A 21,296-nucleotide genomic window follows, 5' to 3' on the forward strand; every position below is an offset into this window, starting at 1 on the left:
TAAATAGATGCTTATATATGTATCGTTGGCTAGATGGGAATTTAAGCCTGTGGAGTGCTATATAAACCAAAGTAGCTTCGGCAAAATGGAGTACATTGAAACAGGAAAAATCTCAATATGGGTATTTTTGTCCATATTTTGAGTAGCAGGGATACTATGAATGATTTTGCAGGAATTATTGTTAATAATGAGGCAATAAAAGTTGATAAAATATTTACATATAAAATTCCTGATAGCTTAAAGGATAAGCTATCTTTAGGACATAGAGTAAAGGTTCCCTTCGGATTAGGAAATAAATTTATTGATGGATTCGTAATGAAACTTTATAAAAGTGATGATTTACAAGAAGAGAATTTTTCTAAAATGAAAACAATAAAAGAAATCTGTGATGATTTCCTAGTAATAAGAGAAGAAGATATAGAACTTATTGAAACAATGAGAAAAAAATATCTTTGTACTTATTTAGAATGCATAAAAGTAATAATACCTAATGGTATTACTAAAGGAATGAAGTTTAAGACTAAAACTGTAATTTCTTTAGGGAAACCTTTGGAAGAAAAATATTTGAAAGAAAATTATATAAATATCTATAGTTTTATAAAAGAGAACAATGAAATATATAATAAAGCAGAGCTTACAAAAGAAATGGGATTTTCCTTATCTTCTATAAATACATTAATTAAATATGGATTTTTGATAGCTGAGGAAAGTATAGTTTATAGATATAATGATAAGCTCTATAAAAACTATGATAAAAGAATATTAAATGATGTTCAAAGAAGAGCTGTAGACACAATATTAAATTCTAAAAATAATAAATTTTTACTTCATGGAGTTACAGGTAGTGGAAAAACAGAAATCTATATGAATTTAGTTAGTAATATGATGGATCAAGGGAAGGATTCTATAATTTTAATTCCTGAAATTTCTCTAACTCCACAGATGGTAGAGCGTTTTAAAGGACGCTTTGGAAAAGATGTGGCTATATTTCATAGTAAATTAAATGATGGAGAGAAATTTGATGAATGGATGAGGGTAAAAAGTGGAAAAGTAAAGGTAGCAATAGGTGCTAGATCAGCAATTTTTTTACCTTTTAAAAACTTGGGACTTATTGTTATTGATGAAGAGCATGAGGGAAGCTATAAGTCCGATAGTGATCCTAAATATATAGCTAAAGAAATTGGAGAATTAAAATGTACAATAGAAAATTGCAAATTAGTTTTAGGTTCTGCTACACCTTCCATAGAAAGCTATTATAAGGCACAGGAAGGAATATATGAACTTATAACCATTGATAAAAGAGCCGATAATGCAAAGCTACCTAAAATTTATCTTTCTGATATGAGAGAAGAACTTATAAATAATAATAAAACCATTTTTAGCGAAGTGCTTTATGAAAATATAGGTAAAGCCTTAGAAAACAATGATCAAATATTATTATTTTTAAATAGAAGGGGATATTCTACTTTTGTATCTTGTAGATCTTGTGGATATGTGTTTAAATGTCACAATTGTGACATATCTTTAACGTATCATAATTCTTATGAAGCATTAAGTTGCCATTATTGTGGTACTAAGGTTCCACAGGTAAAAACTTGCCCTAAATGTAAAAGCAAATATGTAAAATATTTTGGAATAGGTACAGAACAATTAGAAGCTCAAGTTAAGAAGGCTTTTCCAACAGCTAGAACATTGAGAATGGATTTTGATACTACAAGACAAAAGAATTCCTATGAAAACATATATAGGTCTTTCAAAAATGGTGAAGCAGATATACTGATAGGAACTCAAATGATAGCAAAGGGTTTAGATTTTCCAAATGTGACTTTAGTTGGAATTATCGCAGCTGACCTGTCTTTAAACCTGCCAGATTATCGTGCTAATGAAAGAACTTTTCAACTTATAACACAGGTATCAGGAAGAGCAGGAAGAGGGAAAAAAGAAGGAAAAGTAGTAGTTCAGACTTATAACCCTGACAATTTAAGCATAAAATGTTCTGTAGAGAATAGTTATAAAGGTTTTTATGATGAAGAAATTAGGCTTAGAGAGATTCTTAAATATCCTCCTTTTACTAAAATTATGTGTATAAATCTTAGTAGTAAGAAGGAAGAACTATTAATAAAAAATATACAAAATATATGTGACAAGTTAAGGTTTCACCTAGAAAAAAATGATAAAGTTGAAATACTAGGACCTTGCCCTTGTGGTATTTCAAAAATAAAAAATGCTTATAGATGGCAGATTGTAATTAAAGGAAACTTTAGCGAACATTTAGCTCTTGGAATTAAAAGTTTTATTTATGAAGAATTAAGTAATGTTTATAATGATATAAGAGCAAGTATAGACGTAAATCCAAATAATATGCTATAAAGGAGAAAAAAGATGGCTATAAGAAATATTAGAACTAAGGAAGATGAAATCTTGAGAAAAAAAAGTAAAGTCGTAACTAGCATAGATGAAAGACTTTTAACTTTAATCAATGATATGAAAGAAACTATGTATGCTTCTAATGGTGTTGGACTTGCAGCACCGCAGGTAGGAATATTAAAAAGAGTGGTGGTTGTAGATATAGGAGAAGGTCCTATAGTTTTAATAAACCCTGAAATAATTGAAAAAAGAGGGGCAGTTACAGACACAGAAGGATGCTTAAGTATTCCAGGAGAACAAGGTAATGTTAAAAGACCTAAGTATGTTAAGGTTAAAGCTATGAATGAAAAAGGTGAAGAGATATTGTTAGAAGGTGAAAATTTTCTTGCTAGAGCCTTTTGTCACGAAATTGATCATTTAGATGGAATACTTTATATAGATAAAATTGTAAAGGAACAGGAGGCATAATATGAAAGTAGTATTTATGGGAACTCCAGACTTCTCAGTACCATCTCTAAAGGCACTAATTGATGAATTTGAAGTTATGGCTGTATTTACTCAACCAGATAGACCAAAAGGAAGAGGAAAGGCATTAGCAATGTCTCCAGTTAAGGAAGTAGCATTAGAGCATAATATTCCTGTTTATCAGCCAGAAAATTTAAGAAAAGAACCAGAAATGATAGATATGCTTAAGAAAATGGAGCCAGATTTTATAATTGTAGTTGCCTTTGGGCAAATACTTTCAAAGGAAGTTCTAGAGATTGCTAAATATGGATGTATAAATCTTCATGCTTCATTACTCCCTAAATTTAGAGGTGCAGCACCTATAAATTATGCAATCATGGCAGGAGAAAAAAAATCTGGGAATACTACTATGCTTATGGATGTAGGATTAGATACAGGAGATATGCTTTTAAAAAATGAAGTAGAGATTGATGAAGATATGACTTTTGGACAGCTTCATGATGCTTTAATGGGAAGTGGAAGTTCTTTACTTGTAGAAACTATGAAAAAGCTATCAAAAGGAGAAATTACAGGAGAGAAGCAAGATGATTCAAAAAGTTGTTATGCTCATAAATTAAGTAGAGAAATGGCTAACATTAATTGGAATAAATCCTCAGTAGAAATACATAACTTTGTAAGAGGATTAAATCCTTTTCCAATAGCACATACTTTTTACGAAGATAAGATGATGAAGGTAATATCCACTAAACTACTACAAGAAGAAAGTAGTAAAAAGCCAGGAACGATTTTAAAGGTAAATAATGAAGGAATTAGGGTAGCAACAAAAGATAAGGTTATATTAATAACAAAAATACAATTTCCAAATAAAAAGCCATTAGAAGTATCTGAATATATTAAAGGAAATAAAATTGAAGAAAATATAGAACTAAAAAATAAAATTAATGAATAAGAATTAAGGATTAGGTTAATTTTAAATAATTAACTATAATAATGATTATTTTAAAATTTTAGCATTAATACTTAACTCTTAATTAGGGAATCTTAAATAAAACGTACTAAATATTATAAGTGTTTTAAAAAAGACAACTAAACTAAAATAAGGAGGTTTTATTATGTTCGGTTATTATGGTTATTATTATGATCCTACTATGTTGATTTTGATTCCAGCACTAGTAATTGCTATGTGGGCACAATTTAATATTAAATCAACTTTCAACAAATACTCTAAAATTTATAGCTCTATGGGTTATAGAGGTAAAGATGTAGCAAGAATGATTTTAGATGCTCATGGATTATTTGACATTCCAATTGAGATGGTGAGGGGAAAATTAACTGATCATTATGATCCTGAAAAGAAAGTAGTTAGGTTATCCCAGGAAGTTTATGAAGGAACTTCACTAGCATCTATAGGAGTGGCAGCTCACGAAATAGGTCACGCCATTCAACATAAAGAAAATTATGGGCCTATAAGATTAAGAACAGCTTTGGTACCGATAGCTAGTTTAGGTTCTAATGCTTCTTGGATGTTATTCTTTATGGGAATAATTTTTAGTATTAAACCTTTAATTACGGCAGGTATAGTATTATTCTCAGCAGTAGTTTTATTCCAAGTGGTAACATTACCAGTAGAATTTAATGCTTCAAATAGAGCAATTGCAGTGCTAAAATCTAAGGGGATTTTAGTAGGTGATGAAATTAATGGAGCAAGAAAAGTTTTAAATGCTGCAGCATTAACTTATGTGGCAGCAGTGATAACTGCACTTGCACAATTAGCTAGATTAATACTTTTAAGTAGAAGAAATGATTAATATATTTTGAAAAATAACAAGTCAGTATGTAAGTTTTTTTATGTAGGGATACAATGTGAAAACTTAAAATATGCTATGGAAAATAACTTTTCTATAAAACAGCTTAAATCCTTAAGAATTAAGGATTAATAATTAAGANNATTCTTAATTTTTCATTCATATTTGGGCTTGTTATTTTCTTTCAGATGTTTAAATAATTGAAAATAGAGGTAAGATGATGAGTAACGCTAGAAAAATAGCAACAGAAGTAGTAAGTCAGGTCTTTAATAATAAAGCTTACTCTAATATTGTTTTAGGACTAGAGCTTAATAATAGTGATTTAAGTGAAGTAGATAAAGCATTAGTTACAGAGATAGTATACGGTACTATTAAATATAAATATTCAATAGATAAAATTATTCAAAACTTTACAGGAAAAAATTTTAATAAGTTAGAGAGTTTTGTATTAAATATACTTAGAATTTCAATATATCAAATAAAATATTTAGATAAAATTCCTGATTTTGCAGCAGTGAATGAGGCAGTAAACCTTACTAAAAAAAATGTATCAGTAGGAGCTTCTAAATTAGTAAATGGAGTTTTACGAAATTATTTAAGAAATTTAGATAAGCAATATTATAATGATAATGAAATAGAAAAATTAGCTTTTCACCATTCATTTCCACAGTGGCTTATAAAGCATTTTATAAGTCACTATGGAAGGGATAATGCAGAAAATATACTGAAGGGCTTAAATGAAAGGCCAGCTATAACATTAAGGGCAAACTCATTAAAGGGAGATTATGAGGAAGTATTTGAAGCTTTAGAGAAGAATAAATATGATATAATGGAGGGGTATGTTTGTCCTGAGGCCATTAGAATAGTAAATGGAAGAAGTATTGAAGCCAACCCATTATTTAAAGATGGATATGTAACAGTACAGGATGAAAGTGCTATGTTAGTTGCACCTTCAATGGATATAGAAGAAAATATGACAGTTTTAGATTTATGTAGCGCACCAGGAGGGAAAACTACTCATATTTCAGAGATTATGAATAATACTGGCAAAGTATTAGCTTTTGATATTCATGAAAATAAATTGTCACTAATTCTTTCTAATGTACAGAGATTAGGAATAAAAAACATAAAGTGTAGTACTTTAGATGCTACTATATATAATAGTGAGCTAGAAGATAGGGGAGATAGAGTACTTATTGATGCTCCTTGCTCAGGGCTTGGAATTATAAGGAAAAAACCAGAGATAAAATATACTAAAACTTCTAAAGAGTTAAAAGAAATAGTTAAAATACAAAAAGAAATTATGAAAAATGCAGCAAAGTATGTAAAAAAAGATGGAGTTATATTATATTCCACTTGTACATTAAATAAAGAGGAAAATGAGAATAACATACAATGGTTTCTAAAAAATCATCCTAATTTTAAATTGGAACCATTGTTTTATGGAAATGTAGATAACATAATATATAGTGAAGAAGGATATGCGACCATATTGCCAAATAAATACATGGATGGTTTCTTCATAGCAAAAATACGTAGAATATGGTAGGTGCATTATGCAAAATATATTAGATTTAAATTTACAAGAACTTAAATCATGGATGAAGGAAAATAATGAAAGTGAATTTAGAGCAAAACAAGTTTTTGATTGGATATATAAATATGTATATGACTTTAAAGATATGAAGAATTTACCTAAGAACTTAAAAGAAAAATTAGAAGATAAATTCTATGTAGGTGTACCTGAAATAGTTGAAACTTACAATTCAAAGGCAGGAGATACAAGAAAACATCTTTTTGCATTAAGAGATAATAATCTAATTGAATCTGTAGTTATGCAATATAGTCATGGAAATTCTATATGTGTATCTACTCAAATAGGTTGTAGAATGGGATGTAAGTTTTGTGCATCCACTATAGACGGTGTAGTTAGAAGTTTAACCAGTGGAGAGATATTAGGTCAAGTTATTAGGGCGCAAGAGAGCTTAGGTGACAGAATTTCAAATGTAGTTTTAATGGGGAGTGGGGAACCACTAGATAACTTTGATAATGTAATAAAATTTTTAGAGAATGTAAATTCAGAGTATGGGCTAAATATAGGGCAAAGACATATAACCTTATCTACTTGTGGAATTGTTCCTAAAATTAAAGAACTAGCGGATAAAAATTTACAAATAACTTTAGCAATTTCACTTCATGCACCAAATGATGAATTAAGAAAGCAAACTATGCCTATTGCTAAGGCTTATTCTATTAAAGAATTATTAGATGCTTGCAACTATTATATTGAAAAAACTAATAGAAGAGTTACTTTTGAGTATGCATTGGTAAGAGGAGTTAATGACAGCATAGAAAATGCACAGGAGCTTTCAAAAATTTTAAAAGGTATGCTTTGTCATGTTAATTTAATACCTATAAATGAAATAAAAGAAAGTAGCTTAAAGAAAGCTAATTTAGAAGATGTAAATAGATTTAAAAATATATTAATTAAAAATGGAATAGAGACAACAGTTAGAAAGGAAATGGGTTTAGACATAAATGCTGCTTGTGGACAACTTAGAAGAAGTTATTTAGAGAAAAAGGAGTTATAAGAATGGGGAGATTAATAGGGATACAGTCTGATGTTGGAAACAAAAGAAGTTTAAATGAGGACTTTGTTGGATACTTTGAAGAAGACAGTATGGCTATTTATGGTATAGCTGATGGTATGGGGGGACATAATGCCGGAGAGGTTGCAAGTAAACTTGCTTTAGAAATTATTATAGGATATATAAAAGAACATAAAGATGAAGAACAAGAAAAAATATTAGTTGAGGCTATCAATAAAGCAAATCATAATGTATATAAACATGCTCTATTAAATGAAAGTTATAGAGGGATGGGAACTACCATAACAGTTTGCTATATAAAGGATGATACATTACTAGTTGGGCATGTAGGAGATAGTAGATGTTATGCACTTTGCAATAATTCTTTAGTGAAGATTACAAAAGATCACTCTTTAGTTCAAGAGCTGCTAGACAATGGAACAATCAGTGAAGAAGAAGCTGTAAATCATCCAAATAAAAATGTAATCACTAGAGCTATTGGTACAAAACCATCTGTAGAGGTAGATGTTTATAAATTAGATCTTGACAGTGTAGATAAAATACTACTATGTACAGATGGTCTTACTAATGAAGTAACTACAGATGAAATATATGATATAATTACTAATTGTAAAGGCGAAAGCTGTGAAAAATTAATACAATTAAGTAAAGAAAGAGGCGGAAGAGATAACATCTCAGTTATCATATTTAAAGGAGAGTGCGGAGATGATTGGAACCATATTGGGGAGTAGATATGAACTAATTGAAAAAATTGGTGAAGGTGGCATGGCAATAGTATATAAAGCAAAATGTCGTCTTCTAAATAGATATGTAGCTGTTAAGATCCTAAAAGAAGAATATACTACAAATTTTGAATTTATGGATAAGTTTAGAAAAGAAGCTGCAGCAACAGCAAGCTTTTCTCATAACAATATAGTTAATATTTTCGATGTAGGTGTTGAAGGTAAATATAATTATATAGTTATGGAGCTTGTAAATGGAAAGACATTAAAGAAAGTAATTCATGAGAAAGGTAATTTACCTTATGAGGAAGTAATATCTATAGGAATACAAATTGCAAAAGCCTTAGAATGTGCTCATAGAAATGGCATAATTCATAGAGATATAAAACCTCACAATATTCTTGTGACAGAGGATGGAACGGTAAAGGTTACTGACTTTGGAATAGCCAAGGCTTCTAATACGGATACTATAACTCATACAAGCAAAGTTATAGGGTCAGCACACTATTTTTCACCAGAGCAAGCAAAGGGAAAAGTAGTAGATTTTAGAACAGATATATACTCTTTTGGGATTGTGCTTTATGAAATGGCAACAGGCAAACTACCTTTTGATGGTGATAGTCCTGTTTCAATAGCTTTAAAGCATATTCAAGAACCAGTAATTCCGCCAAGTGCAATAAATTATAATATTCCTGTTGGTTTAAGTAATTTAATAATGAAGGCAATTGAAAAAGAGCCTATTAAAAGATACCAAACTGCTACAGAAATATTAATTGACTTAAAGAAGATGCAAAATAATCAAGACTATACTATAGTTCAAAACACTAATATAGATGAAGATTATACTAGAGTTATGGACCCAATTCAAGTTGATAAAATAAAATCTTCATATAAGAAAAATAATTTTGAAGAAGAAGATTTTGATGATGACGACGATGATGATTTTGAGGATGAAGAACCAAAGAAAAAAGGTACTTCAAAGAGGATAGATAAAAAGAAAAAGAACATGATAATAATTTCTTTCGCTACTATATTTCTAGTGATACTGGGAATTTTTTCAAGTAATATATATTCTAAGATGGTCAATCCAAGCAGTCCTAAAGAAATAAAAATTCCAGCTATAGTAGGGAAAAGTGAAACTGTAGGTAAAAAAATGTTAGAGGATTTAGGACTTGAATTAATAGTAGATGGAGAAGAGAAAGATGATAAACCTAAAGGTACAATTATAAAATGTATGCCTAATGAAGGGACTCCAGTTAAAAAGAAATCTCAAGTAAAGGTCATTTTAAGTGCAGGACCAGAAGAAATTACAGTTCCAGATTTAAGAAATCTGTCTTCGGAAGAAGCGCAAAATCAAATAGTTGGCAAAGGGTTAAGAGTAGGAACTATAACACAAGAGAATAATGAAACTTATGCAGAAGGAACTGTTATTAGACAGGATCCTCAACCAGACGCTTCAGTTAAGAAAGGTGATACTGTCCATATAGTAGTAAGTAAAGGACCTTCAATTAAGTCTACTATAGTTCCAGACTTAAAAGGCGAATCTATAGATGCAGCAGAGAGTATACTTAGCATTTCTAATCTTAAACTTGGAGAAAAACGTCCGGTAATAACTGATGATATAACTAAAGATGGAATAATATTTAACCAGAGCCCTGTAGCTGGAACAAAGGTTAATGAGCAAGAAGTAATAAACGTAAATTACTATAAATATGAAGAACCAAAACCAGAGAAGGTAACAGTACCTGATTTTAGAGGAAGAACTGTAAAGGATGCTCAAGATTTAGCAGCCTCTTCAGGATTAAATGTACAGGTTTCAGGGAATGATGATGATATAGTCGAATTTCAAGATATAAGACATGGTACTAAAGTTGATAAGGGAGAAACTATACAGTTGACGGTAAAAGCAAAGGAAACAGAAGAGGAAGATAAAACAACAGAACAAAATCAAGATAAACAATAATGTTTTGGAGGACATATGGTTGGAGTAATTGTTAAAGGAATAGGCGGTCTTTATTACGTTAATGTAAATGGAGAATTATATAAATGTAAGGCTAGAGGGAAATTTAGATATAATAATTTGACACCAATGATTGGTGACAATGTTGAAATTTCCATTGAAAAAGACTCTGTATCTATAGAAAAAATTTACCAAAGAAAAACAGAACTAATAAGACCGGCAGTAGCAAACGTAACTCAAGCTTTTGTGGTTTTTGCTTTTAAGCATCCAAACTTAAATAAAGATTTACTAAATAAATTTTTGCTTTTATGCGAATACAATGGGTTAAAAGCAGTAGTATGCTTTAATAAAATGGATTTAGTAGATGAAGATAAAAATAGCATAAAGGATGAATTAGAATCTGCTGGTTATGAAGTTTTGTATTTAGAAGCTAAGAATAATAAAGGCTTAGACAAGTTAAAAGAAAAGATAAAAGATAATATAAGTGTATTTTGTGGTCCCTCAGGAGTAGGTAAATCTACAATATTGAATAGTTTTATTGGAAAAGAAGTTATGCAGACTGGAGAAATCAGTGATAAACTAAAAAGAGGTAAGCACACCACAAGACATAGTGAGCTTATTGAGGTAGAAGAGGGATTCTTAGTAGATACGCCAGGATTTTCATCCTTAGAATTAGATTTTATAAGCAAAGAAGAACTTCAATATTGTTTTAAAGAATTTGATGAATATAGAGATGATTGTAAGTTTAACAATTGTGCACATTACAAAGAGCCAAAATGTGGTGTTAAGGATGCACTTGAAGAAGGTAAAATTCATAAGAGTAGATATGAATTTTATATAAAAACCTTAGAGGAGATTATAAGTAGGGGGAGTAGAAAATGATAAAATTATCACCTTCAATATTATCTGCTGACTTTGCAAATTTAGGTGAAGCAGTAAAGAATCTAGAGAAATACGGAGCAGATATGATTCATATTGATGTTATGGATGGGATGTTTGTACCTAATATTTCTTTTGGATTTCCAGTAATAAAATCTATAAGAAAATATACAAAGTTAACCTTTGATGTTCATTTAATGATAGAGGACCCAGCTAGATATATTAAAGAATTTGTGGATGCTGGAGCAGATATCATAACTGTTCATGCAGAAGCAGATAAACATCTAGATAGAACTATAAATTATATTAAGAGCTTTGGGATTAAAGCAGGAATAGCACTAAATCCAGCTACCCCAGTAAGCAGTATAAAACATTTAATCAAAGATGTAGATATGGTACTTATAATGTCTGTTAATCCTGGATTTGGAGGACAAAAGTATATAGATTATTGTGGTGAGAAAATAAGAGAAGTTAAAGCCTTATCAGAAAACTGTAATAGTGAATTGATGATACAGGTTGATGGCGGAATAGATGTAACAAATATAAAAACCGTAGTAGATGCTGGTGCAAATGTAATAGTTGCAGGTTCAGCAGTGTTTAAAAACAATGAAATAGAAAAAAATATTAAACTTTTAAAAGAAGGAATTTAGTATGAAAATAGCAATAGTATCTGGAGGAAAAGCTCCAAGTGTGGAGATATTAAATATCTATATTGAAAAAGGCTATGAAATAATAGCAGCAGATAGTGGAGCAAATTGCCTGTATAGATATGGAATAACTCCTAAAGTTTTATTAGGGGACTTTGACTCGATTGATAAAGAGGTACTAAATTATTTTAAAGATAAAACAGAGATTTTAACTGTTCCAAGTGAAAAAGATTTTACTGATACAGAACTTGCCTTAAATATGGCTATAGATCTTAAAGCTGAAGACGTAGTATTTTTAGGCTGCACAGGAAGTAGAATGGATCATTTTCTTGGAAATCTATGTGTATTATATAGTGCACTAGAAAAAAATACAAAAGCTTCTATAGTAGATGCGAATAATAATATTACAATGATAAATACCCCTACTATCATTAGAGGAAAAAAAGGAGAATGTTTTTCTTTAATAGCCTTTAAAGAGGATGTAAAAAATCTAACTATAAAAGGTGCGAAATATGAACTTAATTCATATTATTTGAGTTTAAGTGACAATTTGACATTGTCAAATGAATTTATTGAAGAGGAAGTATCCTTAACCTTTGATAGTGGAACAGTTATACTTATGAGATGTATAGATTAATTTCGACAAAAAAGTCTAATAACTTATGTTATTAGATTTTTTTATTTAGAAGAATAAATATAAGCTAAATTCTTTTCTATGTTAGAATTTTAATACATAATAATATTATTTGAATTATATAGGTATTAACAAAAAATTAAATTGGTTTTATAAACAGCTAGTATTATTCTATAGAGATAATTGAATGTTGGAAGTTGGGTAAAAGCAAAATCTTTAACTTTAGGAGATAAAGTACGACTTTACTCAGGGTAAAATAAAGAAATAACTTCTATTAAAAAAGAAGAGTTAGAAAATAAAATTAAAGTATATAACTTTGAAGTAGAAGATTTTCATACTTATTTTGTATCTAAAGAAAATATCTTGGTGCATAATAAGTGTTCTAACTTGGGATCATTTGCTCAGGGGGAGACACAAGCTGATGATATTCTAATCCAAAGGCGTGGAACATTAAAAAATAATAAAAATATAGTAGGACAGTCACATCACTTAAACCAAGATGCAGCATTTAGAGATGTAATTCCAACAAAAGAAGGAGTGGCAATAAAGTTAGAAGGAAATATATTTACTGATATAGGAAGTCAGCATTATAATGCACATAAAAGTATGGAGGAATTTTGGAGTCAGTACAGAAATGGTGGAGAATTATATGGGTTAAAACCCGAAATGGCACAGTATAATAAGGCACTATATGAATCATTACAGAATGCAGGGCTTAGTAAAGAGCAGAGTATTCAGGCTATGAGGGAAGCGGTCAGGCAACAATTGGATTATAGATTAACAAGTAAGATGAATGTCCCTAGAATACCAGGAAGAATAAATCTAAAGTGAGGAATTTTATGATGGAAATAAATAAAGAGGCCGTTGATAGAATAAAAAAAATTAAATGGTTTAAAAACTGTGGAAAGAAATTAGAAATACCACTTGTATATGATGTAAGTTATATAAAAGATATTAATAGTGTTATCAAGCATATCAGTACTACTAGGTGGGAAAATATAGGATTAGAGGAACAAAATAAGTTAACAGCTTATTTATTTAAGAATCACCCAGACAAATATCACCAAGTGTGGAACTGTATAGTAAAGGATATAAAAGGAACTATATTGGCTGATATTAAAGATAATGTTATAAGTATGGCTAATGAATTCAATCTAGATGAAGAATCAATAATAATTCAGATAGAATGGGATATCCTTGGTATAATAATGGCATATACTTATTGCGATTATATGGAACCAACTTTCTATAAAGAAATACTCAAAATTTATGAAAATGGCAATATTCCTTGTGGGTGGAAGGGAACGTATCCTAATGGCAAAATAATAATTTACTAGGAGAATGGAGGACCTAATATGTGCAATGGTGATTTCGCAATATATTCTTCAACAATGACAAATGACTTATTTAAAATATTAGAAATTAGGTTTGAAGAAACATCAGAGGTAGAAAGACAAATAATATCTGCATTTGTATTTGGTATGATTAATGCATATGCACTAGAGAAAAAAGTCGAACCGCCTAAGGTACATGGGACGATGATTAGCATATTAATAAGTAAATTTAAATATTCAGAAAAGCAGGCATGTGAATTTGCACAAACATTAATAAATAGCACCAATAGAGAATATCATCCAACTATGTATACTATTATCCATAGAGGGATACAAGCCTATTATGATTATAAAGAAACTAAAGAAAAAGAAGTATACGATAATTTAACATATATCATCGATACTATAGTAAGTAATTAGTATAATGTTCTTAACTACAAAATTACAATATCTCTGATTTCATAATAAAAGATATAAGTAAAGCATATAGAAATCAATGAATAAAATAAAAAACTTCTTAATTGTAATAATTAATTTGAAAGATGAAATGAACCAACTGAAATTAAGTAGGCTGGTTCATTATTTTTTAGTAATATATAATATAATAATATCTTCTTTAGGAAAGTATCAAGAAATATTAGATAGGGGATTCCATTTTAATAAATAAGGAAGTGAAAAATATATGTTGGAAAAATTAACAAGAGAAGAACTGATAAGTTTAGTAAGCAAAATAGTAGAATGTGAAGGAACAGAAGAAGAGATTGATGAAATGATAGAAGTTGTAGAAAGAAATGTTCCACATCCAGAGGTAAGTGATTTAATATATTGGAATGAAAAAGACCTTACTCCTGAACAAATAGTAGATATAGCATTAGCTTATAAACCAATACAACTTTAGAAGTTAAATTTACTGACATCTTACTGCATAAATAGCAATGATGTAGATGTATAATTAAAGAGAACATTGAAAGAACTATAAATTTAATGATAGTAATAAAATAGCTAACTGCATAATATTAATAATGTAGTTTTTGTATAATAGATATTTTGATAGAGTTAGCAAGAAATGTTTGGGGAGCAAGTTTAATAAGTAGAACTATAAATTTAAAAATATGCCTAAAACAGATGTTTCAATTCCAGTATCAGAAATAGCAAAGACCTCAAAGAATGCTGTTAGTAAGGGGCCAAGTAAAATTCAGTTGACAGCTTCAGGAGATAATTTAGGTAATATGCTTAAGGGGGCGACTGAAGCTAATTTTTATGTTGGACCTGAAGGACATGCGTCTACAACTATAAGAGAATATGATATATACAAAAATGCAGAGTACGCAAGAGGTGCTTTGATTTAAAATACTCCTAGAGCTAAAAGAAAAGCGATGGCAATAGGTGTATATGATTTAGAAAGTGGTAATGTTATTGCTGATTTTGCTGAAGAAATACCAAATAATATAAATTCACAGCTTATAAATAAAGCAAAGCAAATAGGGGGAGTAGGTTCAAAAGGAGTTAATAGAAAAAATACAGTTGGTGCATGCGCGGAATTTAGAAGTGTAAATCAACTGTTAAATACAGGAAATTATATTGAAGATATAAGATTTACAAAAGCAGTAAGACCGAGAACGGGAGAGGTAAAACCTACATGTAATAATTGCTTGGAGGTATTTGGTAATCCATATAAATAGGAGGCTAAAAATGAGAATAACAGAATTTGATTTAGAAATCGAAGATTTAGAATGGTATGCGATTGATGGTGATGATAATATTGCACAATTTACAACTGGAGGCACAGGACGTGTACCGGAATTTATTTGTGAATCTAGAGAAAATTTGGACATAGTGTGTGAATATTTTGATGCACTAAGTATTTATATTGCAGAAGCTAAGCTTATTAATAAGTCAGTTGCGGAATATCCAAGTGATAATTATCTTGAGGAATGTATAAATATGACCCGAAAAGGTATTTTTTGTTACGATGTTTCAAATGGGAAGGAGCATTTACAAGATTACCAATTGGTTAGTAAACCGGATAAAGAATTATATTTATCAGATTTACCAAAGCAAATACAAGAAATACTTATAAATTATAGAATAAATAATACGTGTTTTAGTAAAGAAGAGTGTATTAGTGTAGTTTCTGCATATTAATTGTATTAGAAGATATTAAAAAGAGTAAAATCTTGAAATAATAATGTTTGTGAATCTAAATGTAAAATAGTATTTAAGGTAACTACAAAATAATAAACTAAGAAGTATAAAAGATGAAATGAATCAGCTAAAATTAAGTAGGCTGGTTCATTATTTTTGGTAGCTAAATAAGTACCTGTGATTGATAAAGTACTTCCTAGGTGATCGACGCTAATACCTTTAGGACCTAGTAAGAAAAGGATATAAGAGATGTATAATACTATGACAAAGATTCTGAATTGACTAATCTTAAGCTAATGAAAAGGGAAGAGCTCCAATTGATAGTGATGGAAGGCCCATACAACTACAGCACTTAATACAACAAGAACCAGGAGTGATGGTAGAAACATTAGAAACTATCTATCAAAAGTATACTAATCAACTTCATGGATTAGTTGTAGATGGTGAAAGTTTTAGAAATAACCCAATATTAGAAAAGCAGTATGATAATTTTAGAAGTAAATATTGGAGATCTAGATATAGAGACTTTATTAAATAGGAGGAAGAGATTTAATGCAAGAAAAAATAATAGGTATAATAGAGGAGTATTCAGAGGATGGAGATTTTATTGGAAATATATCATATGATAATTTAATTACTGTAGCTGAAAAGGAGTTAGGGTTTAATATACCAAGTCAATACAAATGGTTTATAAAGAATTATGGACAAGGTGGAATAGGAGCAGTGCAAATACTAGGTATATCTAAAGCAAATAGAGCAGTTTTTAAGGATATTACATTGGAATATCGAAATTATGGATTGTCGACTAATTTAATAGTAGTAGAAAATTGTGATGAATGGTTGTATTGTATAGATATAAATAATGGAAAAATAATTGCATGGGATAGAATAAGTGGAGTATTAGGTGAGCGATACAATACATTTTTAGATTTCTTAGCTGATAGATTCAATGATGAAATAGAAAATATGTAGAAAAAATTGATAAGATAAAGTCTAAATATATAACGAAGAGTAAGCTAACTGCATAAAAAATACTAATTGTAAATTATAATTAAATCAATAAGGGTAAGAAAAATTTAAACCGCATAATTTAAGTAATGCAGTGAAAGAAGTTAAAAAGGATTAATATTTCATTAATTGGAGCATTAATCTTTTTTTCTTGTAATGAAATATCTTTAAAAGCTAATATAAGGAGGCTTATGAAAACACCGCAAGCTGAAAGCTAAGGAAATACTAGCGTTCTTAATTCCACTTGAAATCGAGGAGCAAAAAGAACAAATAATATGTAATAGGTAAATCAATTGCACTCAGAAGTAAAAAAAATTGAAAAGATGAAACATATAAATAATGGAACTCAAGACTAGAAAAGAGCAACGGGAGGATATGGGGCATAAGGAATTAAACTAATAGTATAAATATCTTCTAAAGCTAAAAGAAAATATCGTTAAAAGCGAAATATTGATACTAGATTAATGCTGATATTTTCTGTTTTAATATAAGGTGATAAAAGGTTGAAATAGTTCCTAATAGGAGGATTGATATAAAATGAGTATATTAAAACAATTAAGTAATAGATTTTCTTTAGATGTTGTTAAAGAAGCAGCAGCCAAAGAGGATATAGAATTACTAAAGATAAAATCATCAATAGAAGTCCCAGAAGAATATATAGAAATAGTAAAAGAAAATACTGAACTTGAAATATGTGTAGATGGAGAAGTGTATATTAGAATATGGGGACCAAAAGGATGTAATGAATTGAATGAAGCTTATAATATTCAGAAATATTTACCTGAATCATTGGCTATAGGAGATGATGAAGGAGGGGGAGCATTGATGTATTTATATGGTAATGAAGGATTCGGGATATATTTATGTAGATTCGGAGATTTAGATATAGATGAGGCTATAAAAATATCACCAAGTTTAAAGGATTTATTAATTAATAATGTTGGTATTGATGTATTAACTGCATAATTTCAATAATACAGTAAGTTGTAACTAAAAGAAAAAATAAATATATATTATGACTAAGAATAGAATCAATACTTGAAATGAGAAGCATTGATTCTATTTTTATGTAAAGAAATAGAGAGGGTTAGAGGTAATGCATGAAATAATTGAGAACTTCAAAATAGGTCTAATTGAGTATGATAAGCTTCATAAAATAATAAATAAAGATAGCTACTGAAAATAAATACAATGATGAAGAGATAAGAATAATAAAATAGGTACAAGGTAATATAACAAACTATCTATATAATGAAGATAATGTTATATTAGAAGCGGATAAAGATGGACAGGAACTCGCAACAAATGTTTGGGGAACAAGTTTAATAAGCAGAACTATAAATGAAAAAGATAGTGATATAACTGCTTACTATATGTATAATGGACATGCAGATGTAACAAAACTTCTAAATAGCAATGGAGATATATTAGCGAGCTATTATTATGATGCTTTTGGAAACATTTTAGAAGAAACAGGCTCTATAGATAACCCATATAGATATTCAGGCTATGAATATGATAGTGAAACTGGTAAGTACTACTTAAAAGCTAGAATGTATGACCCAGTAACAGCAAGATTTATGCAAGAAGACACCTATAGAGGAAACGATGAAGATCCATTAAGTTTAAATCTATATACTTATTGTCATAATAATCCAATAGAATACTATGATCCAACAGGACACTGGGCTTGGCATGTGATAGGTGCTGCTGTGGGAGCAGTAGCAGGTGCTGGAATTAATTTAGTAGCCGACTATTTAGACGACGGGAAAATCAATAGAGGTGCAAAATCCTACCTAAAAGCTGCGGGAGTTGGAGCCTTAGTAGGAGCAACTCTTGGATATGGGTATGGAGCATATGTAGCAACTGCATCACTAAGTGGAATTCCAATGATAGCAGGAATGGCAGCCTATGGAATGGCAGATAGCTTACTAGGTGATATAATATACAATGGTGGAGACATAAATGTAACCAAAGCAATAGATCAAGGAATAAAATATGGAGCAGCTGAAGCAGGTTCTCAAGCTTTCCAATATGCTATGGCAAAAATACCAATACCAAAAGCAAAAATGTCATTTAAAGAAGTAACAGCCAGCTTCAAAAAACAAGCAGTACAAGATGTTAAAGCTGTTATGAAAAATGTTTCAAACATTGTATCTGCTATAAAATCAAATACTGGAACTATTTTTGGCGGACTTAACAATGCAGTTCCAGAAGTACCAAGCAGTGTACCTAACGGTAATGCATCTCAGGGATTAAAAACACCAGTAAATAAAGGGGCATCATATAATTTACCAGCTTCAGGAGATAGCTTAGGTAATATGCTTAAGGGGGCGCCAGACCCTAAAATAAAGACATGGAATGAATTCCAATCAGCAAATGCAGGTAAGTATGACAATGCAGGAATGAGCGATGGCTGGGCACAATATAAGCAAAAAAATGGAATTGGGGTGAAAACTACAACAACTGGTAACCATGGTAATTCATTATTAAATTCAAATACTAATTATGGATATTCTTTAGTTAACAAAGATACGGGAGAAATATTAAAATTTGGGGAGACAATACATCCTAACAGCAGATATACAAGAGAGTATTTAAATAATAATAATGCCATAATGAATATTATGGATAGTGGTAGTAAAGTAGATATACATAATTGGCAACATGATATGATAGAGTACTATTTTGATAAATATAAGATACTACCACCATTAAATAAAAGTAGATGGTAAACGGAGTGATAATATGGATTTAAATATTAATTCACCATCATATTATAAGGATATTTATGGTATTGATGATGATGTTTATAGAATGTGTAGAAATATCATGATTTTTATGAAGGATAAGAAATATAGTGACATTATAGATATTATAGCTATAACTCCAGTAATAGCACCAGAAGATTTGGATGTTGATCCTAAATGGAGAAATAGTATTAATTACAAAATTAAATATAGATTAATTGATATTAGAAAGAGTATAGATTTTGAAGAGTATGTTAACTCAGATATTGATAATAAGTGTAGATTAATTGTTAATAATATTTTAGCATCTGTAAAAGCTATTAGTCGTAAAGGAAAATTGGATTATGACAAGTTCCAAAAGGATTTATTAGAGTTTCTAGAAATTGAAATGTAGTCCAAATATGGATACAAAAAGATGATGTTAAAAACTGCAAGAAAATTAATTTTATAAAAACATTATAAGAAAAAGAAAAGTTAATAAAAAATATGATGCATAATTTCAATAATGCAGTGAAAAGATGAAATGAATCAGCTGAAATTAAGTAGGCTGGTTCATTATTTTTTAGTAACTAAAATAATATTGTTAATTGATAAAGGAGTTCTTAGTTAATCAATATTATTATATTTAAGAGCAAGTAAGACAAAGATATAAGGGATGTATAACTTGATAAGCAAGGAATATCTAGGTTTAATGATTCTGCTTAAAAGTTAATGGAATTCATAAGATAACCTAAATAGATTATCTTATGTAAAAGAGCCAACAGGAAAAATAGCATCTTATACCTATGGCTTAGCAGGAAATAAAAAAAGGCGATGAGGTTTATGCACAAGACATATATACTGGAGAAAAGGGATTAAAAGCTGTTAAAAATGTATTTGAAAACAAGAGTAGTATATTAATCCATGTAACAGTAGGAGAAGAAACAATAGAAGCTACTCCAGAGCATCCATTCTATGTAGATGGTGAAGGTTGGGTAAAAGCAAAATCTCTAACTTTAGGAGATAAGGTAAGGCTTTACTCAGGAGAAAATAAAGAAATAACTTCTATTAAAAAAGAAGAGTTAGAAAATAAAGTTAAAGTATATAACTTTGAAGTAGAAGATTTTCATACTTACTTTGTATCTGAAAAAAATATCTTGGTGCATAATAAGTGTTCTGGCATTAAAACTTATCAGACTTATACAAAAACAAATCCAACCACTGGTGAAGTATATTCGGGAAGAACGAGTGGTACAGGTGTTCCGGCAGATAATGTCGCGAAAAGAGACGCTAGACATCATATGAATAGTAAAGGATTTGGTAAGGCAAAACTTGATCAAACATCACCAAACAAAGATGCTATTAGAGGAAGAGAACAACAACTAATAGAAGCGCATGGTGGTCCAAAGTCTGAAGGAGGGACATCAGGCAATGCTATAAATGGAATAGGGCCTAATAACGATAAAAAAGGTGAATATATGGAAGCCGCTAGAGAGGAGTTTAAATAATATGAAGAAAAAAAGAAAAAAAAGAGTGAAATTGGGGGATATTTATGCTATACCATTGCCAAATGGAATGTATGCATTTGGTAGAGTAATGAAAGATGCAGGAATAGCTATATATAAATATATAGGTAGTAGTATTGAAGATATTCCAAAAACAGAAGAATATCAATTTATAGTTAGTGTATACAGAGATGTGTTACAGGGTGGAGCATGGACAGTGGTAGGTAATAGACCATTTAATAATGAAGAAGAATCCTGGCCACCAAAACGGTATATTCTTGATCAGATAAATGGCAGTTATCGTATATATCACAAAGGTGAAATGATTCCTTCAACACAAGAGGAATGTGAAGGGCTGGAAGAAGCCGCTGTTTGGGATGCACATCATATTATTGATAGGATAATGGGAGAAGATAAATGGAATAAAATTTAATCTTTAAGAATTGATAAGGGTTGTTTCTGAGTACAAAACATTAGGTGGATTCAC

General features: G+C 29.8%; 24 protein-coding genes and 3 pseudogenes. All 27 read left to right on the forward strand.

The genetic code is table 11. The features are described 5' to 3' along the window. Nucleotides 1-156 precede the first annotated feature (156 nt). The 27 genes and pseudogenes from priA (at nt 157) to B2W91_RS12805 (ending at nt 21,242) form a co-directional block, all read left to right on the forward strand. Nucleotides 157-2,370, forward strand: a complete 2,214-nt coding sequence (gene priA, locus B2W91_RS12675) for a primosomal protein N' (RefSeq protein ID WP_291581460.1) — start codon at nt 157-159, stop codon at nt 2,368-2,370. A gap of 12 nt (nt 2,371-2,382) precedes the next feature. Beyond that, nucleotides 2,383-2,835 carry a peptide deformylase gene (gene def / locus B2W91_RS12680; RefSeq protein WP_291581462.1) on the forward strand — a complete coding sequence of 151 codons (453 nt, stop codon included), beginning with the start codon at nt 2,383-2,385 and terminating at the stop codon, nt 2,833-2,835. Nucleotide 2,836: 1 nt separating this feature from the next. Continuing rightward, entirely contained in the window at nt 2,837-3,781 is a 945-nt protein-coding gene (gene fmt, locus B2W91_RS12685; protein ID WP_291581464.1) for a methionyl-tRNA formyltransferase, read from the forward strand. A 163-nt stretch (nt 3,782-3,944) separates the two neighbouring features. After that, complete coding sequence (locus tag B2W91_RS12690) at nt 3,945-4,640, forward strand: zinc metallopeptidase (RefSeq protein WP_291581465.1); 696 nt, start codon at nt 3,945-3,947, stop codon at nt 4,638-4,640. A gap of 217 nt (nt 4,641-4,857) precedes the next feature. Further along, complete coding sequence (rsmB, locus tag B2W91_RS12695) at nt 4,858-6,186, forward strand: 16S rRNA (cytosine(967)-C(5))-methyltransferase RsmB (protein WP_291581466.1); 1,329 nt, start codon at nt 4,858-4,860, stop codon at nt 6,184-6,186. A gap of 7 nt (nt 6,187-6,193) precedes the next feature. Further along, nucleotides 6,194-7,228 carry a 23S rRNA (adenine(2503)-C(2))-methyltransferase RlmN gene (rlmN, locus tag B2W91_RS12700; protein ID WP_291581469.1) on the forward strand — a complete coding sequence of 345 codons (1,035 nt, stop codon included), beginning with the start codon at nt 6,194-6,196 and terminating at the stop codon, nt 7,226-7,228. A 2-nt stretch (nt 7,229-7,230) separates the two neighbouring features. Further along, the gene (locus tag B2W91_RS12705; protein ID WP_291581471.1) at nt 7,231-7,977 is read left to right on the forward strand and encodes a Stp1/IreP family PP2C-type Ser/Thr phosphatase; all 747 of its coding nucleotides are present in this window, start codon (nt 7,231-7,233) and stop codon (nt 7,975-7,977) included. Beyond that, complete coding sequence (pknB, locus tag B2W91_RS12710; RefSeq protein ID WP_291581473.1) at nt 7,952-9,931, forward strand: Stk1 family PASTA domain-containing Ser/Thr kinase; 1,980 nt, start codon at nt 7,952-7,954, stop codon at nt 9,929-9,931. Before B2W91_RS12705 ends, pknB begins: the two co-directional genes overlap by 26 nt. A gap of 15 nt (nt 9,932-9,946) precedes the next feature. After that, a complete protein-coding gene (gene rsgA / locus B2W91_RS12715) occupies nt 9,947-10,810 on the forward strand; it encodes a ribosome small subunit-dependent GTPase A (RefSeq protein ID WP_291581475.1) in 864 nt (287 codons plus the stop codon). Continuing rightward, a complete protein-coding gene (rpe, locus tag B2W91_RS12720) occupies nt 10,807-11,457 on the forward strand; it encodes a ribulose-phosphate 3-epimerase (protein WP_291581476.1) in 651 nt (216 codons plus the stop codon). The genes rsgA and rpe overlap by 4 nt, the downstream gene beginning before the upstream one ends. A gap of 1 nt (nt 11,458) precedes the next feature. After that, nucleotides 11,459-12,091, forward strand: coding sequence for a thiamine diphosphokinase (locus B2W91_RS12725; protein ID WP_291581478.1), 633 nt, complete (start codon nt 11,459-11,461; stop codon nt 12,089-12,091). A gap of 270 nt (nt 12,092-12,361) precedes the next feature. Beyond that, nucleotides 12,362-12,451 (forward strand): annotated as a pseudogene (locus tag B2W91_RS12730) (polymorphic toxin-type HINT domain-containing protein); the annotation flags it as partial. Nucleotides 12,452-12,475: 24 nt separating this feature from the next. Next, entirely contained in the window at nt 12,476-12,919 is a 444-nt protein-coding gene (locus B2W91_RS12735; RefSeq protein ID WP_291581479.1) for a hypothetical protein, read from the forward strand. Nucleotides 12,920-12,927: 8 nt separating this feature from the next. Beyond that, complete coding sequence (locus tag B2W91_RS12740) at nt 12,928-13,425, forward strand: hypothetical protein (protein ID WP_291581480.1); 498 nt, start codon at nt 12,928-12,930, stop codon at nt 13,423-13,425. Between the two features lie 18 nt (nt 13,426-13,443). Next, a complete protein-coding gene (gene imm48, locus B2W91_RS12745) occupies nt 13,444-13,842 on the forward strand; it encodes an Imm48 family immunity protein (RefSeq protein ID WP_291581481.1) in 399 nt (132 codons plus the stop codon). 262 nt (nt 13,843-14,104) lie between these two features. Then, nucleotides 14,105-14,320, forward strand: coding sequence for a bacteriocin immunity protein (locus B2W91_RS12750; RefSeq protein WP_291581483.1), 216 nt, complete (start codon nt 14,105-14,107; stop codon nt 14,318-14,320). Between the two features lie 214 nt (nt 14,321-14,534). Beyond that, complete coding sequence (locus B2W91_RS12755) at nt 14,535-14,771, forward strand: hypothetical protein (RefSeq protein ID WP_291581485.1); 237 nt, start codon at nt 14,535-14,537, stop codon at nt 14,769-14,771. Between the two features lie 27 nt (nt 14,772-14,798). After that, the gene (locus B2W91_RS12760) at nt 14,799-15,104 is read left to right on the forward strand and encodes a hypothetical protein (RefSeq protein WP_291581487.1); all 306 of its coding nucleotides are present in this window, start codon (nt 14,799-14,801) and stop codon (nt 15,102-15,104) included. A gap of 10 nt (nt 15,105-15,114) precedes the next feature. Further along, nucleotides 15,115-15,567 (forward strand): hypothetical protein, encoded by a 453-nt coding sequence (locus tag B2W91_RS12765; protein ID WP_291581489.1) that lies wholly within the window; start codon nt 15,115-15,117, stop codon nt 15,565-15,567. Between the two features lie 310 nt (nt 15,568-15,877). After that, nucleotides 15,878-16,105 (forward strand): annotated as a pseudogene (locus tag B2W91_RS12770) (HNH/ENDO VII family nuclease); the annotation flags it as partial. A gap of 14 nt (nt 16,106-16,119) precedes the next feature. Continuing rightward, nucleotides 16,120-16,539 carry an SMI1/KNR4 family protein gene (locus tag B2W91_RS12775; RefSeq protein WP_291581490.1) on the forward strand — a complete coding sequence of 140 codons (420 nt, stop codon included), beginning with the start codon at nt 16,120-16,122 and terminating at the stop codon, nt 16,537-16,539. Between the two features lie 573 nt (nt 16,540-17,112). Then, nucleotides 17,113-17,541 carry an SMI1/KNR4 family protein gene (locus B2W91_RS12780; RefSeq protein ID WP_291581491.1) on the forward strand — a complete coding sequence of 143 codons (429 nt, stop codon included), beginning with the start codon at nt 17,113-17,115 and terminating at the stop codon, nt 17,539-17,541. 407 nt (nt 17,542-17,948) lie between these two features. Beyond that, a complete protein-coding gene (locus tag B2W91_RS12785; protein ID WP_291581493.1) occupies nt 17,949-19,310 on the forward strand; it encodes an RHS repeat-associated core domain-containing protein in 1,362 nt (453 codons plus the stop codon). Between the two features lie 13 nt (nt 19,311-19,323). Further along, nucleotides 19,324-19,719: an Imm44 family immunity protein gene (locus B2W91_RS12790; RefSeq protein WP_291581494.1), complete on the forward strand. Its 396-nt coding sequence runs from the start codon at nt 19,324-19,326 to the stop codon at nt 19,717-19,719. 406 nt (nt 19,720-20,125) lie between these two features. Beyond that, nucleotides 20,126-20,461, forward strand: a pseudogene (locus tag B2W91_RS12795) (polymorphic toxin-type HINT domain-containing protein); the annotation flags it as partial. Then, nucleotides 20,462-20,812, forward strand: coding sequence for a hypothetical protein (locus B2W91_RS12800; RefSeq protein ID WP_291581495.1), 351 nt, complete (start codon nt 20,462-20,464; stop codon nt 20,810-20,812). A 1-nt stretch (nt 20,813) separates the two neighbouring features. Beyond that, entirely contained in the window at nt 20,814-21,242 is a 429-nt protein-coding gene (locus B2W91_RS12805) for an Imm26 family immunity protein (protein ID WP_291581496.1), read from the forward strand. The last annotated feature ends 54 nt before the right edge of the window (nt 21,243-21,296 follow it).

The organism is Clostridium sp. UBA6640 (assembly GCF_002455975.1).
In the GTDB taxonomy this organism is placed as follows: Bacteria; Bacillota; Clostridia; order Clostridiales; family Clostridiaceae; genus Clostridium_J.

What these genes read in the sequence shown, in the direction of transcription:
- priA (WP_291581460.1), top strand. Translation starts at nt 157, where the DNA reads ATGAATGATTTTGCAGGAATTATTGTTAATAATGAGGCAATAAAAGTT.
- def (WP_291581462.1), top strand. Translation starts at nt 2,383, where the DNA reads ATGGCTATAAGAAATATTAGAACTAAGGAAGATGAAATCTTGAGAAAA.
- fmt (WP_291581464.1), top strand. Translation starts at nt 2,837, where the DNA reads ATGAAAGTAGTATTTATGGGAACTCCAGACTTCTCAGTACCATCTCTA.
- B2W91_RS12690 (WP_291581465.1), top strand. Translation starts at nt 3,945, where the DNA reads ATGTTCGGTTATTATGGTTATTATTATGATCCTACTATGTTGATTTTG.
- rsmB (WP_291581466.1), top strand. Translation starts at nt 4,858, where the DNA reads ATGAGTAACGCTAGAAAAATAGCAACAGAAGTAGTAAGTCAGGTCTTT.
- rlmN (WP_291581469.1), top strand. Translation starts at nt 6,194, where the DNA reads ATGCAAAATATATTAGATTTAAATTTACAAGAACTTAAATCATGGATG.
- B2W91_RS12705 (WP_291581471.1), top strand. Translation starts at nt 7,231, where the DNA reads ATGGGGAGATTAATAGGGATACAGTCTGATGTTGGAAACAAAAGAAGT.
- pknB (WP_291581473.1), top strand. Translation starts at nt 7,952, where the DNA reads ATGATTGGAACCATATTGGGGAGTAGATATGAACTAATTGAAAAAATT.
- rsgA (WP_291581475.1), top strand. Translation starts at nt 9,947, where the DNA reads ATGGTTGGAGTAATTGTTAAAGGAATAGGCGGTCTTTATTACGTTAAT.
- rpe (WP_291581476.1), top strand. Translation starts at nt 10,807, where the DNA reads ATGATAAAATTATCACCTTCAATATTATCTGCTGACTTTGCAAATTTA.
- B2W91_RS12725 (WP_291581478.1), top strand. Translation starts at nt 11,459, where the DNA reads ATGAAAATAGCAATAGTATCTGGAGGAAAAGCTCCAAGTGTGGAGATA.
- B2W91_RS12740 (WP_291581480.1), top strand. Translation starts at nt 12,928, where the DNA reads ATGATGGAAATAAATAAAGAGGCCGTTGATAGAATAAAAAAAATTAAA.
- imm48 (WP_291581481.1), top strand. Translation starts at nt 13,444, where the DNA reads ATGTGCAATGGTGATTTCGCAATATATTCTTCAACAATGACAAATGAC.
- B2W91_RS12750 (WP_291581483.1), top strand. Translation starts at nt 14,105, where the DNA reads ATGTTGGAAAAATTAACAAGAGAAGAACTGATAAGTTTAGTAAGCAAA.
- B2W91_RS12755 (WP_291581485.1), top strand. Translation starts at nt 14,535, where the DNA reads ATGCCTAAAACAGATGTTTCAATTCCAGTATCAGAAATAGCAAAGACC.
- B2W91_RS12760 (WP_291581487.1), top strand. Translation starts at nt 14,799, where the DNA reads ATGGCAATAGGTGTATATGATTTAGAAAGTGGTAATGTTATTGCTGAT.
- B2W91_RS12765 (WP_291581489.1), top strand. Translation starts at nt 15,115, where the DNA reads ATGAGAATAACAGAATTTGATTTAGAAATCGAAGATTTAGAATGGTAT.
- B2W91_RS12775 (WP_291581490.1), top strand. Translation starts at nt 16,120, where the DNA reads ATGCAAGAAAAAATAATAGGTATAATAGAGGAGTATTCAGAGGATGGA.
- B2W91_RS12780 (WP_291581491.1), top strand. Translation starts at nt 17,113, where the DNA reads ATGAGTATATTAAAACAATTAAGTAATAGATTTTCTTTAGATGTTGTT.
- B2W91_RS12785 (WP_291581493.1), top strand. Translation starts at nt 17,949, where the DNA reads ATGTATAATGGACATGCAGATGTAACAAAACTTCTAAATAGCAATGGA.
- B2W91_RS12790 (WP_291581494.1), top strand. Translation starts at nt 19,324, where the DNA reads ATGGATTTAAATATTAATTCACCATCATATTATAAGGATATTTATGGT.
- B2W91_RS12805 (WP_291581496.1), top strand. Translation starts at nt 20,814, where the DNA reads ATGAAGAAAAAAAGAAAAAAAAGAGTGAAATTGGGGGATATTTATGCT.